The organism is Streptomyces sp. NPDC107517, from assembly GCF_055582645.1.
In genome coordinates, this window is sequence record NZ_JBVJPM010000014.1 from 176,240 (window position 1) to 190,815 (window position 14,576).

At 70.0% G+C, this 14,576-nt stretch carries 11 protein-coding genes and 1 pseudogene; 6 read left to right on the forward strand and 6 right to left on the reverse strand.

What is annotated here, in order from left to right; translation table 11 throughout:
- Nucleotides 1-522: 522 nt before the first annotated feature.
- The 4 genes and pseudogenes from ACZ67T_RS29235 to ACZ67T_RS29250 all read left to right on the forward strand — a co-directional run bounded on the left by ACZ67T_RS29235 (nt 523) and on the right by ACZ67T_RS29250 (nt 4,852).
- A pseudogene (locus ACZ67T_RS29235) lies at nt 523-1,695 on the forward strand (PP2C family protein-serine/threonine phosphatase).
- A 326-nt stretch (nt 1,696-2,021) separates the two neighbouring features.
- Nucleotides 2,022-2,597, forward strand: coding sequence for a lamin tail domain-containing protein (locus tag ACZ67T_RS29240; protein ID WP_469987992.1), 576 nt, complete (start codon nt 2,022-2,024; stop codon nt 2,595-2,597).
- 190 nt (nt 2,598-2,787) lie between these two features.
- Nucleotides 2,788-3,096, forward strand: coding sequence for a helix-turn-helix transcriptional regulator (locus tag ACZ67T_RS29245; RefSeq protein WP_469987993.1), 309 nt, complete (start codon nt 2,788-2,790; stop codon nt 3,094-3,096).
- Nucleotides 3,097-3,829: 733 nt separating this feature from the next.
- On the forward strand, nt 3,830-4,852 hold the full coding sequence (locus ACZ67T_RS29250) for a DUF389 domain-containing protein (RefSeq protein WP_469987994.1): 1,023 nt from the start codon (nt 3,830-3,832) through the stop codon (nt 4,850-4,852).
- A 59-nt stretch (nt 4,853-4,911) separates the two neighbouring features.
- Here ACZ67T_RS29250 and ACZ67T_RS29255 read toward each other — a convergent pair whose 3' ends face one another.
- From ACZ67T_RS29255 to ACZ67T_RS29270, 4 genes are all read right to left on the reverse strand, one after another.
- Complete coding sequence (locus tag ACZ67T_RS29255; protein ID WP_469987995.1) at nt 4,912-5,646, reverse strand: hypothetical protein; 735 nt, start codon at nt 5,644-5,646, stop codon at nt 4,912-4,914.
- 529 nt (nt 5,647-6,175) lie between these two features.
- Nucleotides 6,176-7,723 (reverse strand): long-chain-fatty-acid--CoA ligase, encoded by a 1,548-nt coding sequence (locus ACZ67T_RS29260; RefSeq protein WP_469987996.1) that lies wholly within the window; start codon nt 7,721-7,723, stop codon nt 6,176-6,178.
- A 178-nt stretch (nt 7,724-7,901) separates the two neighbouring features.
- The gene (locus ACZ67T_RS29265) at nt 7,902-8,492 is read right to left on the reverse strand and encodes an aldehyde dehydrogenase family protein (protein WP_469987997.1); all 591 of its coding nucleotides are present in this window, start codon (nt 8,490-8,492) and stop codon (nt 7,902-7,904) included.
- Between the two features lie 65 nt (nt 8,493-8,557).
- Nucleotides 8,558-9,604 (reverse strand): Lrp/AsnC family transcriptional regulator, encoded by a 1,047-nt coding sequence (locus ACZ67T_RS29270; RefSeq protein WP_469987998.1) that lies wholly within the window; start codon nt 9,602-9,604, stop codon nt 8,558-8,560.
- 139 nt (nt 9,605-9,743) lie between these two features.
- Between ACZ67T_RS29270 and ACZ67T_RS29275 the strand changes: the two genes are divergently transcribed.
- Together ACZ67T_RS29275 and ACZ67T_RS29280 are read left to right on the forward strand one after the other, a co-directional pair.
- Nucleotides 9,744-11,042: a metal-dependent hydrolase family protein gene (locus tag ACZ67T_RS29275; RefSeq protein WP_469987999.1), complete on the forward strand. Its 1,299-nt coding sequence runs from the start codon at nt 9,744-9,746 to the stop codon at nt 11,040-11,042.
- Nucleotides 11,039-12,616, forward strand: a complete 1,578-nt coding sequence (locus tag ACZ67T_RS29280) for an AbgT family transporter (RefSeq protein ID WP_469988000.1) — start codon at nt 11,039-11,041, stop codon at nt 12,614-12,616. The genes ACZ67T_RS29275 and ACZ67T_RS29280 overlap by 4 nt, the downstream gene beginning before the upstream one ends.
- Nucleotides 12,617-12,678: 62 nt before the next feature.
- On the opposite strand, the gene ACZ67T_RS29285 is transcribed toward ACZ67T_RS29280, so the two are convergent.
- Nucleotides 12,679-13,473, reverse strand: a complete 795-nt coding sequence (locus ACZ67T_RS29285) for an alpha/beta fold hydrolase (protein WP_469988001.1) — start codon at nt 13,471-13,473, stop codon at nt 12,679-12,681.
- Nucleotides 13,474-13,537: 64 nt separating this feature from the next.
- Complete coding sequence (locus tag ACZ67T_RS29290; protein ID WP_469988049.1) at nt 13,538-14,572, reverse strand: LLM class flavin-dependent oxidoreductase; 1,035 nt, start codon at nt 14,570-14,572, stop codon at nt 13,538-13,540.
- Nucleotides 14,573-14,576: the final 4 nt, after the last annotated feature.

Genomic DNA, 14,576 nt, shown 5'->3' on the forward strand with positions numbered 1-14,576 from the left:
TACCGATTGGACCTGGGTGCTGTGCGTGAACTGCTGAGAGGGCAGCAGCGGCGAGTCAATGACTACGCCCTCACGCATCAGCCGCCCTCTCGTGCCAGCGCTCCGGTACCGGCAGCCCTGCGACGGCCGGTGCCGGCACTGATCCGGGACATGCTCGACGCCATTCCGCTGGCGGCCGTGCTGATCACCCCGGTCCCGGACGAGGACGGGACGGCGCAGTTCGTTTATACGGCCCAGAACGACCGCGCCCGCGCCTATGCCGCCGCCCATGTGCCGCACGACGCCGTGCCGGAGTTCGCCGGGCCCGTCCCGTTGCTCGAACGGTTTCCCGTCCTTGAGTACACGCCCCTCCCGCAGATGCTCGCCGACGCCCAGCGCGACCGTGTCCAGCAGGGACCCAGATTGATCGAGTGGTTCATCACCCGGCCACCGCGCGCGCCGGTGCGGCTGAGCAGCGAGGCGACGGTGACTCCCTGCGGCGAGCACCTTCTCGTCACCTGGGCGTCCGGACACCGCGCGCACATGGCGTTGGCTGCCCAGAAGCTGGTCCGAACGTGCTGGGCCGAGTGGGACCTGGCCGGCGGCACCGTCGAGGCGTCCCTCGCCTTCGCCCATGTGCTCGGCCTGGACGAGACGGCCCCCGTCCCCGGCTTGGCCGACCTCGCTGCCCAGGTCGGCGCGGGCAGTCTTCCCACGCTCTACGACCTGCTGTACGACGTGCTGCTGCGCAAGCGGCAGTCGGAATGCCTGCTGCGCATGGGCGGCCCCTTCGAGCGCTTCGTCCGCATGGTCGCCGAGCCGGTCCGCGCGACGGACGGCCCGGTCTGGGCCGTACGCGCGGTCCTCATCGACGTCACCGACGACCATCGCCGACGCGAACTGGCCCGGGCCGCGCAACAGGAGGCAGACAGACAACGGGAGCGTGCCCGCGCGCTGAGCGAGATCGCCGTCGTACTGCGCGACGCCGTCCTGCCCCGCTTCGCCGGGGAAGTGCCCTCCTCGGGTCTCGATGCCGCCGCCGTGTACCGGCCCGAGGCACGGGCCGGCATCGGCGGAGACTGGTACAAGGCGCGCAAGCTTCCGGGCGGGCGGCTGCTCGTCGCTCTCGGCGACGCCCGCGGACACGGGCTGGACGCGGTCACGCTCATGGCCAAGCTCCGCTACGCGCTGGCCGGACTCGCCTACACCGGCCATCCGGTCGAGGACCTGACCGAGTGGCTGAACAAAGTGGCGTGCGACGACGGAACCGAATCGACCGCGACCGCCATCATCGCCCACTACCACCCGGAACGACTCCTCCTGCGCTGGACATGAGCCGGCCACCCCCGCCCCGTCCTGCTGCGCGGGGGCAGGGCCACACAGTTTCCCGCCCCTGAGCGCGGCCCCGACCTGGCTCTCGGCGTCGTTCCTCGCACCGCGTACGTCGCCACCGAGACCTACCTCGCCGCCGACGACGTCATCCTGCTGTACTCGGACGGACTGGTCGAACGCCGCGACACGGATCCGGACGAGGACGCCGCCCGACTCCTCGAGGCAGCCGAAGACTGTGCGCGTGGGGGATCCCCCCGCCCCGGGCACGTGGCACTGCAGACCTACGCCGAGAGCCTCATGAACCGCCTCGACGACCCGCACCGAACCGACGACGCGACCCTCCTCGCGCTGCGCCGCACCGCGGAGCCTCGGCAGACCAGTTGACACAGGCGTCGAGCCGCAGTGAGCAGTGCCGGGCTGTTACGCACTTTTGGGTGACGAGGGCAGGGATGCGGTCCTGACTACGGGCGCCGACGCGTTACGGGAGAGCGACTGTGACGCCAATTTGGGGCATTCGGTACATAGATGGAAGTTACATGTGAGAGTGACAGAAATGTGTCTGAATTGTAACGGCCTTCACGCCTCGCTCACATCTGGCGGCGACTGAGGCACGTTGTGGTTCCTCGGCCATCGGGCCGGGATCAGCACACAACGGACCTGCGGCGCACGCGCCGGGGAACAGGTCTGCAAGTTCGAGATGAGGGGCATTCATGTCCGCTTTCATGTCTGTCGCTGCCCGTCGTACGGGTGCCGCCGTTCTGGCGGCCGGCGCGCTGGTCGGCACCTTCGCGGCGTCGGCCTCCGCCGACCCGGGGGCGCGTCGGCACCGCGAGTTCGTTGAGATCAGCGGCGTGCAGTACGACGCGCCCGGTTGGGACACCCGCAGCATTCGCTCCCTGAACGGCGAATGGGTCGACGTCACCAACACCTCCCGCCGCTCGGTGAACCTCGACGGCTGGACGCTGTCGGGCAAGGACGGTCACACCTACACCTTCCACCACTACCGTCTCGGAGGCCGCTCCACCGTCCGCGTTCACACGGGCATCGGACGCGACACCTACCGTGACGTCTACCAGGACCGGCGTTACCACGTCTGGAACAACCGCTCCGACACGGCCACGCTGCGTAACGACCGCAACTGGAGGGTCGACACCTTCTCCTGGGGCCGCGACCGCGACCGCCACGACCGTGACTACCGCGACTACCGCGACGGCGGCCGTGACTACCGCGACGGCGACCGCCACGACGGCGGTCACCGTGGTCACGGCCACGATGGGCGCCGCTGACCTGACGTGAACGGAAGCGCGGGCCCAACCGTCCGCGCCTCCCTGCCCGGCTCTTGAGGGGCGTGCCCGCAGATCGCCGTCTGCGGGCACGCCCCTCCGTCTGCGTGGGGTCACACGCCTTCGGTGGTGGGGCGGTCGGCCGGCTGCCCTGCGACGCTCATGGTCCTGTTCGGCCAGTCCTGCCACGAGCGTGGAACACGTCGCACAACTCTTCAACGTCCACCGGTACACCCTCAACCGACGCCTCGCCCACCACGGCATCACCTTCGAGACCCTCCTCGACGACACACGGCGCGACCTCGCGGGCCAACTGCTCAGCGTCACCGACCTCCCCATGTCGGACATCGCAGGCATGCTCGGCTACGGCAGCCAGGGCAACTTCACCCGCGCCTTCCGCCGCTGGCACCACCAGCCACCGAGCCGGTGGCGCCACCAGCCATCGAGCCGGTGGCGCCGGGAGCAACTCGCCAGACAACTGCCGTGTCCTGGAAGCGAGTAGAGGCACATGAATCGAGTGTCGCCAACCGTTCTCCATGGCTACAGTGGGCGTCGTTCAGGTGCGCAGGTTGCGGCTACTCCTCCTTCAAGAGAGCAACGCGGGTTCGAATCCCGTCGCCGGCCCCGGCCGGTGTCGTCCAGCGGCCCAAGACACTACGTCGCCGCCACCGACCTTGATCTCTGGACACTCACGGCGCGAGCCGTCCGTCAGGGAACCTCGGCGGGCGGCTTCGCGGTGTCGCCGACGTGCGGGCGGGCGCGACACCCTTTCCCGGCCGACGAAACCCCTGCTCCCGCACCGAGCTGACGAGCGAGCCATCGAGGCGGCGTCGCGCCGATCGCGCCCATCGCTGATGGCGTGACCTCTTCGTCATGAGAGGGGCAGCAGTTGTGGGTGCGAGAGATGGCTCACCCCGACGCGGCGAGTAACCCCGCCAGCGGGCATCGTGGTTGAGCTCGGGCTGCTGATCTCAGGGCAAGTTGACCGGGAGAGTTCCGCCTCGGCGGCCTCGGCAGGCCTCCGTGGACCTCGGCGGGCCTCCGCGGCGATGCTGGGCCCGAGCGTGCGGTCGGCCTGTTTCCTGTTGGGTGCGCCCAGTGGGGTGACGGTGCCGCCGCGCCGCGCGGCTGGATGGGTGCACTCGGGTAGAACGGGCCCTCGGAGAAGGGCTGGCAGGCCGGAGCCGTGATGGCCAGGGCACGCTGTCCGTACTGAGGGGTGTGAGGTCCGCCGCATGGCATCGATCGATACGGCCGCGGTTGAGCGGATGGTCGGCACCCTGTTCATCGAGAGGTCGTGGCGCAGCCCCAGCGCGTCGCGGTTCTGGGTGCTGCTGGTGCTGGCCTCGGTCATCGCGGGTGCCGGGGTGGTGGGCGATTCGACGGCCACGGTGATCGGCGCGATGATCGTCGCACCTCTGATGACACCGATCCTCGGCAGCGCGCTGGCGCTGGTACTGGCTGCCCGGCGCCCACTGGTGCGCAGCCTGCTGCTGGTGATCGGCGGCGCCGCGCTCGTCGTCCTCATCGGCATGCTGCTGGGCTGGATCGCCGCCCCTCCCGACGGGTTCGCCTCGAACAGCCAGGTGTCCTCCAGGATCAGCCCCCGGCTCATCGACCTGCTGGCCGCCCTGGCGACCGGCACCGTGGGGGCTTTCGCGCTGGTGCGTTCGGATATCTCGGACACCTTGCCGGGCGTTGCCATCGCGATCTCCCTCGTCCCGCCGCTGTCGGTGACGGGGCTGCTGATCACGGTTCACCACTACCACGACGCCGGCGAGTCGGCGCTGCTCTTCGCGACCAACGTCACCGCGATCGTGGCCACCGGCACGGTGGTCTTCCTCTTGTACGGGGTGCGGTCCGCGGCGCAGGATGCGGGTTTCACGGTGGGTGACTTCCGCGGGCGCACCCTCGCCGTGGTGGCCGTCATGGTGGCGTTGGTGGCCGTGCCGCTGACCGTCGGCACCGTCTCAGTGGCACAGGACGAACAGCTTGCCGCCAATGCCCGTAGCGTGGCGCAGAGTTGGGCCTCCGACCGCCGCTGGCAGATCTCCTCCGTGGACGCCCGCAACGGCACCGTCGTGGTCGATGTCCTGGGGCTCCCGCCCGGTCCGGCGCCCTCCGCCCTGCGCACTCAGCTCAACGAGCACGGGATGGCGGACGCCGGCCTCGAACTGCATATCGTGGGCGGGCGCACCCGCTGGTGCCCGGCGAACGGCTCCGACTGCACCGACGACCGCTCCGCGAGCGTCGGCTAGGGCCCGTTGCCCAGCTCAGGCGGCACGAAGAGCGGTGCGGGAACTCCTGCGGCGGGGTCCTACTGCCGCATCAGGTGCAGGTCCTCACCCCATGCGTCCAGCACCGCGCCGTGTCCGGCTCGCCGGGCCGCCGCTTCGACCTGGGCGAAGAGACGACGCTGTGTGGGCACGTCGCCCGTACCCGAGATGCGGTCCGCAGCGTCCAGCAGTGGCCCCGTGTCCCAGCCGGGTAGCGGGAATCGGGCAAGCTCCCATTCCAGATACTTGTTGTAAGGGCGGGGACGACGGTCCAGGGCGAAGAGCGACTCCAGCAGAAACTGAATGCTGTCGGCGGCGTCGAGCCGTGCGGCGAGCGCATGTCCGTCGCGGTCGTTCTTGACCGAGCGGTAGAGGGAGTTGGCGTAGGCATCGAGCCATTCACCCGCCTCCCGGAAGGCTTCACCAGCGTTGAGCCGTGCCTTGGCGGCCAGGATCTGAGCGATGCCTCCGTCGAGCCGGTCGAGCACGATCCGGGCCCGGGCGAGGGCGTACCGCTCGAAGCCGGGCATTCCGGCGGCGCGGAATTGGTCGAGGGAGATGATGACGAGGTCGAGTTGTGGCGTGCGGTGCCCAGCGAATCGCGTGAGGTCCGTGATCGCACCGTCGGCGAGGACCACGTACAGATCGTGGTCGGAGTACTCGGTGGTCATGCCCTCATGGGCTCGGGACCCCTTGAGGACGAGGCCGACGACAGCTGAATCAGCGGCGGCGAGTTCGACGAACGCGTCGTAGGTGAGGGGCTTGTGAGCAGTCATCGCGTGATCTCCGGTGTTGCGGTGACGGGTATGCCAACCAGGCGGCCCCGAGACTGCATCGGGGGCGCCCGCACCGTCTGCGACGGGCCTCGGCCGCCGCCCGGAAGATCAACGCACGTGCGGACTCTACCGGTTGGCCCGCTGAACGGTCTCGGTTTCCGCCGTCTGTGGGACGGCAGGCACGCGGCGGGCCGCCTGGCGGTCTCTGTTCGGTCTGCTGCTCGCCGGCTGCTCAGGACCCGCCTGGATCTGAGCGCGAGCCGGTCGTCGCGGGGCAGGCGCCTGGCGCACCCGATGGCGCGGAGATGACGCGGACAGATCTGCCTGGCCGCTGATCAGACACGAGCGCGCGCTGCTGAGGACCGGGCCGCACGGCCAGTCGCCCCTCGGTGAGACAACCAGCGATCAACCGGTCAGCACGCGGTCGGAATACGCGCCTGGCGCCAGGCAGATGTACCGCCGCTCCTTACGCCCCAGGGGCCGAGGCGGCGGAACATCATCCGGACGAAACGCCGTGGCGTGGCGCCGGCTACTTGAGTTCGCGCTTGAGGATCTTGCCGGTGGGGGTCATCGGCAGGGACTCGACGATCTCCACGATGCGCGGGTACTTGTAGCCGGCCATCTGGCTCCTGCCCCAGGCGACGAGCTCGTCCGGGGAGGCCTCGGTGCCGGGGTGCAGGATGACGAACGCCTTGATCTCCTCGCCGTGGCTCTCGTGGGGCACGCCGGTGACCGCGGCCATGCTGATCGCGGAGTGCGTCATCAGCACCTCCTCGATCTCGCGGGGATAGACGTTGAAGCCGCCGCGGATGATCATGTCCTTTGAGCGGTCGACGATGTAGTAGTAGCCGTCCTCGTCCTTTCGGGCCAGGTCACCGGTGCGGAACCAGCCGTTCTTGATCACTTCGGCGGTGGCTTCGGGGCGGTTGTAGTAGCCCTTCATGATGTTGTGGCCCTTGACGGCGATCTCGCCGATCTGACCGGTTTCGGTCACCTCGGACCAGTCGCCGTTGATGAGCTTCACCTCGATGCCCCAGATCGGCACGCCGATGGAACCGGGCCGCGGCTCCTGGTCCGGGTCGCTGAACGTGGCCACCGGGCTCGTCTCCGAGAGGCCGTAGCCCTCCAGGATCTTCACGTGCAGCCGTTCCCTGACCTGGTTGATGATCTCGACGGGCAGGCTGGCGCCGCCGGACACGCCGATCCGCAGGTTGCCGGCGATCCGGTCCACGTCGACATCGTCGGTGAGCGCGGACAGCAGGCCCCACCACATCGTCGGGACGCCGGCGAAGAAGGTGATCTCCTCGGTGTTCATCAGCTGCACGACCTGCTCCGCGTTGAACCGCGGCACCAGGTGGAGTGTGGCGGCCATCGAGAAGCCTGCGTGCATCTGCACGGTCGCGCCGAAGGTGTGGAACAGGGGGAGGCAGAGCACGTGGCTGTCGGTCGCCGGCTTGCTCTGGAACATCCGGTTGCAGGTCATCGCGTTCATCATCGTGTTCGCGTGGGACAGCTCGGCGCCCTTGGCCTGGCCGGTCGTGCCCGAGGTGTAGAGGATGATCGCGGTGTCGGTGGCCTCGGTGACGACCGGGTCGAACCGGGGGCTCTTGCCGGCGAGCGCGGCGCCCATGGTCTCGGCGCCCTCGACCGGGCTCGGCGCGGCCGGGTCGGCGGTGATCAGGAAGAAGTGCCGGGCCGCCTCGGCCTCGTTGAACGCAGCGAAGCCCTCACTGCCCATGGGCAGCTCGGGCGTGCCCTCGAAGCAGAAGTACGCCGTCACGTCGGCGTCCTTGAGGTGGTAGGCGATCTCGCGCCTCTTGAGCAGCACGTTGAGGGGCACCACGACTGCGCCGGCCTTGAGGATGCCGTAGTAGACGATCGGGAACTGCGGCAGGTTCGGGCAGCTCAGGGCCACCTTGTCCCCGGGCCGGATGCCGCGTTCCACGAGCAGGTTCGCGACCTGGTTCGCCGCCGCATCGACCTGGGAGTAGGTCAGCCGGTTCGGGCCGAGGACCAGCGCGTCACGGTTCGGGTACTTGCGGGCGGAGTCCTCGAGCAGGACCGACAGATTCAGCATGATGTCTTTCGGTGTGGTGTCCTGGCAGAGCCGCAGGGGGTCGGTCCCCGGGGCCCCGTCCAGTGGCCGGCGTGAGTCACACGTATATGGACTTGATCTGCGGGTGGGCGGCGAACGCCTCGGCTCCGAGTTCGCGGCCGCTGACGCCGGCCGTGACTCCACGAACCGATCGGCGATGTCAGACAGGCAGCGCTTGACGCCGACCGGGCCCGTGCGCACGTGCCGGGGGGATGGCCCGGCCGTGCCCGGGACCGGACGTCCGTACGGCCCCGCTGAGGCCATAGTCGGACCCGTTCGCGATGTGCATCGCGTCATCATCGTCGTCGCATGCGATCACGGTCAACAGCGGGCCGAAGATCTCTGCCCGAGCGATGACTGGAGAAGTATCCCCGTCGGGGAAGACAGTGGGCCCGAAGAAGCAGCCCTTCGCCAGGTTGGTTGTCGGCTGCCTCGGGCGGTGATGCCGGCGCCTTCGACGGCGCCGAGGCGGGCTGCACCGACTGCGCGGCGCTCGCCGACCGGCACAGTCCGAGTCGTGTGGCCTCGTCTCCGGTCCCGCCATGTGGTGGGGCGGGCGCCGAGACGTTGCAGGCCGGGGTGGCAGGTATGGGGGCCGCACATAGTTCGGGAGTGGGGTGCGGGCGGGAAAGTCGCTGCTGATGGGCGCGTGCGCGGGAAGGGTGGAGGACGAATGAGCGGTGAGGGGGAGCGCGGGGGAGTGGGGCCAGGGCAGGTTCTGTCGGCCGTGCACCGTGGTTCGATCATTCATGCGGTCTTCTGGGTGGCGCGGTTGCACGGCATGAGCCCGCCCCGGCCCCGCACGCCCGTGCCCCCTCAGTGCTCCGGGTGCCGTAGTGGCACGACACCCACGCTGCGGCCGTTGCGGTCCAGGAGGCGGCCCATGTGCTTGACCGTGCGCAGGACCACCGAGCGGTCGGTGACCGTCAGGCGCGGGAGTCTGCGGGCGAGGTGGGCCTCGAAGGTGTGCACGTCCTGCAGGTCGCGCAGCCAGACGTCGACGACCAGGTTGTGCGGCCCCGCCGTGATCGAGCACGATCGGACTTCGTGCAGGTCGGACAGCGCGCGGCTGGTCTCTTGGAGGTACTCGCCCGGTACGGAGGCGAAGTAGACCGCGGACAGGGGCCATCCGGACAGCGGGCGGGCCAGGTCGCAGCGCAGCTGTATGCGTGACGCGAGCAGGGAGTCCACCCTGCGCCGCAGCGTCGTCAGGCTCGTGTCGCTCGCGGCGGACAGGTCGCGCAGCGACATCCGTCCGTCGAGGCTGAGCAGTTCGAGGAGCCGGGCGTCCAGGGCGTCCCAGCGAGCTCTCTCCCCGGACGGGGCGCGACGGTCCGGTGTCGCCGCAGCCTGAAGGCGCGCGCTCTGCGCCGCGTCGAGACTGCGCAGACGCCACCGGCTGCCCTCGGCCGGAAGACCTGTCGAGACGTGTGTTCGCGTGGCCCGTATGCCCGGGGCACGCCGGAACAACTGGTCGCAGTGGTGGGAGAGCTCGTCCAGCGTGCGGACCTGGACCGCGATCACCAGGTCACGGCCCCCTGCGGTCAGTTTGACGTTCGGCACGGCCGGGTCCTGGGCGAGGACCCGCGCCACCTCTTCGATGCGGCCCGGCTCGGTGTCCACCTCCACCACACCTGTCACCCACACCTGTGTGTTGGTGAGCAGCGGATAGGCGGTCACCCACGCGAGCCCTGCCTCCTCCAGCCGGTGCCAACGGCGCGCGGCGGTCACCGGGTTGACCGCGAGGACCTTGCCCAGCAGGGTCCAGGGGGCTCGGGGGTGGATCTGCAGGGCGTGGACGATGCCGCGGTCGAGTTCGTCCAGGTCCCTGTACTGCTGCTCCGGGCCGGTGTATTCCTGCATACCCGGACGTGGCACTTCTCTGCGCATCTCCCCGGAATCCGCTACGAAAGCTGCGCTCTCAACCGGTCTTGATATGCGCACTCCACACTCCGTCCATCTGTTCCCGACACCTACGCACTTCCTGGAGTGACCGCACACCATGACGCACGCCACCACTCAGGCCTCCTCGCGGACCCCGCTGCGGATCCGCCACGCCCGGCTCATCGACGGCACCGGCTCGGCGCCCGTGGACGACGCTGTCATCGTCATCGATTCCGAAGGGATCATCGCCTACGCCGGCCCCGCTGCGGAAGCGCCCGAGTCCACGGACCGAGACGCATCGGCGCAGGTCCGCGAGGTGGACGCGGGTGGCCGCACGGTGCTGCCCGGCTTCTTCGACTGCCATGTCCACATGTCCTACGCGCATGGTGCGCATCCGGGCCGCCGCGGCGAGCTCGACCGGGTCCTCGTCACGCTCGACACCGCCGCGCGGCTGAGGCAGACCCTCGACACGGGCGTCACCACGGTGCGCGACCTGGCGGGCCTCGCTTCCGGCTACCGCACCGCCGTCGAGACCGGCCGGATCGTCGGCCCCCGGATCCAGACCGCCGTCCGCGTCATCAGCCACACCGGTGGCCACGGTGACGTGCGACTGCCGGACGGCACGGACCTGAGCGACGGAATGTCCGAGCTGGCGGACACCGCCGACGAAGCCCGTCTCGCGGTGCGCCGCGTGCTGCGGGAGGGCGCCGACCTGGTGAAGGTCTGCGCCACCGGTGGCATGGGGAGCCCGTACGACCAGCCCGACGACGAGGGGCTTTCGGAGGAGGAGATCCGGTCCGTCGTCGACGAGGCACGCCGGCACGGCGGCAAGCCGGTCGCCGCGCACGCCCAGGGCACGGCCGGCATCCTCAACGCGATCCGCGGCGGGGTCACCAGCATCGAGCACGGCTACGGCATCAACGAGCAGGCGCTGGAGTTGGCGGGGGAGCGCGGCACGTTCGTCGTCCCGACCCTGTCCACGGTCTACGCCGGGATCAACAAGGACACGATGCCGGACTACCACTACCAGAAGAAGGTCCGCTGGTCCGGCATCACGAAGGAGAACATCGCCCGCGCGATCGAGAGCGGCGCCCGCATCGCCATGGGCACGGACGCGGCGGTCGGCCCCCACGGCGTGAATCTGATGGAGCTGTCCTACCTGGTCGATCTCGGCATGGCGCCGATGGACGCCATCGTCGCCGGCACCCGCACCTCCGCCGAACTCCTCGGCGTCGAGGACCGCCTGGGCACCCTGACGGAGGGCCGGGTCGGGGACCTCATCCTGTGCGACGGGGATCCGCTGGCCGACATCGGTGTCCTCGGCGACCCCGCCAACATCGTCTGCGTCGTCCAGGAGGGCGTCGTCCGCAAGGACCTGATCGGCGTCGCGGGCGGTGCGGACGGGGGCCGGCCATGACGTCGACGAGGATGCAACAGCAGTCCGATCCGACCGAGGGCGACGCGGTGGGCGAGAAGCCGCAGGGCCTCGACCGACTGCTGTCACTTGTCGAACGGGCCGGCAACGCCCTGCCCAATCCGGTCGTCCTGTTCACGGTTCTGTTCGGGCTGGTCGCCGTGGTCTCCACCGCGCTCGCCCTCGCGGACGTGTCCGTGACGGTGCCGGGGACGGACGACACCAAGCAGATATCCGGCCTGCTGACCGGCGGCGGACTGCGCTGGCTGGTGGAGAACCTCGTCACCAACTTCGCATCGTTCCCGCCCATCGCCGCCGTGCTCCTCATGATCATGGCCGTGGGTGTCGCCGAGAGGGCCGGCCTCCTGGAGACGGCGATGCGGGCCACCCTGGCCCGCGCCCCGCGCGCCTTCCTGCCGTACCTGGTGGCGCTCGTCGCCTGCCAGGCGCACATGATGAGCGACGTCGCGGCGATCGTGCTGCCGCCACTCGCCGCGGTGGTCTTCAAGAGCGCGGGCCGCCACCCGGCGGCCGGCCTGATCGGCGCCTTCGCGTGCGTCACCGCGGGCTACGCGGCAGGGTTCACGATCGGTTCGCTCGACGCGCTCTACACGGGCATCACCCAGCAGGCCGTCGCGGTCCTGTCGGACACCCACCACGTCGACGTGAACATCCTCGCGAACTACTTCTTCACCGCCGCCAGCAGCCTTGTCCTCGGCCTGGTCGGCGGCTTCCTGATCAGCCGGGTGCTCGAACCGAGGCTCCCCGCCTACACGTCGGGCGCCGACTCGGCGGAGGACGAGGACATCCGGCTCACCCCGGTCCAGCGCCGCGGCCTGCTGATCACCGGCCTCGTCGTCGTCGCGTATGCGGCCGTCGTGCTGTCGCTGTGGCTGCCCGAGGGCGCACCCCTGCGCGGGGAGGGCGGGGCGCTGGTGCCGTCCCCGCTGCTCACCGGAGTCGTCCCCGTCCTGTTCGGCGCGTTCCTGCTCGCAGGCGTGACGTACGGGTTCACGGTGAAGACACTGGGCGGCTCGGAGAGCGTCGTCACCGCGATGACCGACTCGGTGAAGAACATGGCCGGATACGTCGTCATGATGTTCGTCGCCGCGCAGGTCATCGCCGTGTTCAACTGGTCCAACCTGGGCGTGCTGCTCGCGGTGAAGGCCGCGGCGCTGCTCAAGTCCATCGGGCTGACCGGCTTCGGGGCACTGGTCGCGTTCATCCTCCTCGTCTCGTGTCTCAACCTGGTGATCCTCTCCGGATCCGCGCTGTGGTCGCTGATCGGGCCCGTCTTCGTCCCGGCGTTCATGCTCCTCGGCATGAGCCCGGCCCTCAGCCAGGCCGCGTTCCGCATCGGCGACTCGGCCACCGCCGTCATCACACCGATGAACCCCTACGTGTTCCTGCTCCTGGCGCTCCTGCAGCGTTACGAACCGGAGGCACGCCTCGGGACACTCATCTCGCGGCTCGCGATCTTCGTGGTGCCGTTCCTGGTGGCGTGGCTGGCCATCCTGGGAGTGTTCTACGGCTTCGACCTGCCGCTGGGACCGGGGGCGGGCATCTCCCTCAAGTGAGCGTGCCGACACGGCGATGCCCCACCGGAAGGCGCCGGTGGGGCATCGCCTTGTCACCACGCTCAGCGCTCGCTCGTCCACTCCAGGACGATCTCGGCGAACTCCCGCGGCACCTGCTCCGGCGCGGCCACGTGCCCGTCGGACAGGACGCGGGTCTCGCAGCCGAGCGCGGCGGCGAACTTCTCCAGGGCGGGCAGCGAGTAATGGTCGCCGGGCGCGCAGACGGCCAGGGTCCGCGCGGTGATGAGAGGCAGGCGCGCCTCCATGGCGTAGCGGCGTATCGCCTCGTGCCCTTCCTCCACCCGGTCGAGGACGGTCAGCGCGTCGGCCACGTAGCGGTTGAGGGCCGCCTCCTCGCCGGCGCGGTAGAAGTCGCGCCGGTTGTCCCACAGGCCCTGGAGGTGCGAGCCGTCGGGCTTGGCGTCGACGTGATCGATGCGGACCCCGCCCGCCGCGCCACGCCGCTTCTCGTCATCGACGAACGGTGTGGCGGACAGCAGCAGACCGGCCACGCGGTCCCCGAACCGCGCGGCCAGTTCGACGGCGATCACGCCGCCCGTGTGGTGCCCGACCAGGTGGAAGCGCTCCAGGCCGAGCGCGTCGACGAGCGCGCCGGCGGCGTCCGCGAACCGCTCGACGGAGTGCGGCCCTTCGGGCTTGGCGGAGGCTCCGTACCCGAGAGTGTCCATGGCGATCGCCCGACGCCGGGTGCCGACCAGGGGCAGCACCTCGAGATACTCCGTCCACGACCTGGGTGTCTGGTGGAGCAGCAGCACGGGGGAGCCGTCGCCGGACTCCACATAGTGCAACTGGCCGAAGGCGCTGGGCACATAGCCCTTGCGCAACGTGTCCGTCATCCGTTCTCCGTCCTCGTATTCGTCTGTGTACTCGTACTCGTATTTGTATTCGTACTCGTCTTCGTCACAGGGCCGGCAGCACCGAGGCGCCGACCGCTTCGATCAGTTCGGCCGGAGGGTCGTACGAGCCGACGTGCTGCAGGAACACGCCGGTCACCCCGGTGGCACGGAGCGCGCGCAGCCGTCCCGTGATCTGCTCGGCGGTGCCGAACAGGCAGAACTCCTCGGCGAACCGCAGCGCCGCCTCGTCACTGACCCACTCCGACGTGATCTTCACGGCGGCGTCCCAGTCCTCGGCATGCACCAGGTCCGGGTACACCCCCTCGACGACCTTGGGCACGTCGACGTGCACATCGGCCAGGGCGAGGAAAGGCGCTCCGCCGTTCTGGGCGATGGACGCGCAGATGGGCTTGATCTGACGCGCCGCCGCCTCGATGTCGTCGGTCACCGCACAGTAGGCGGAGACGGTGAGCGGCACGGTGTCCGCGTCGCGGCCACCGGCCTCGGCGCCCTCGCGCACCTGGGCGGTCGCGCCCGCCAGGGTCCGTGGGGAGACGCCGCTGAGCAGGATGACGCCGTCGGCGACCTCACCGGCGAGCCGGAGGTTCTTCGGCCCGCTCGCCGCCATGTGGAGGGGCACCTCGGGGCGGGGGTCGCGCAGGCGGGAGCGGACGGTGCCCGCCGGGCCCGTGAAGTCCTGGTCCTCGCCGGCGAGGAGCGCACGGAGCAGGGTGAGGCCCTCGCGCATCGCGGCCGTGGTGCTCTGCCGAAGGCCGACAGGTCCCACGGAGCTGTTGCCCACGCCGAGGCCGAGGGTGAACCGGCCCGGGGCGAGCTCCGCCACGCTGCGAGCGGCGGAGGCGACGACGGCCGGGTGACGGGTCACCAGGTTCGTCACCGCCGTGCCCAGGCCGATGCGTTCGGTGCCGAGGGCGGCGGCCGTCAGGGTGGTGAACACGTCTCGCCACAGCAGCTGCGAGTCCGGGAACCAGACGTCGTCGAAGCCCGACTCCTCCGCACGGCGGACGGTCTCGACGATCCGGTCGGCGCGGTCGCAGGGCGGGATGCGGATCCCGACCCGCAACGGTTTCCGCAACATCCCC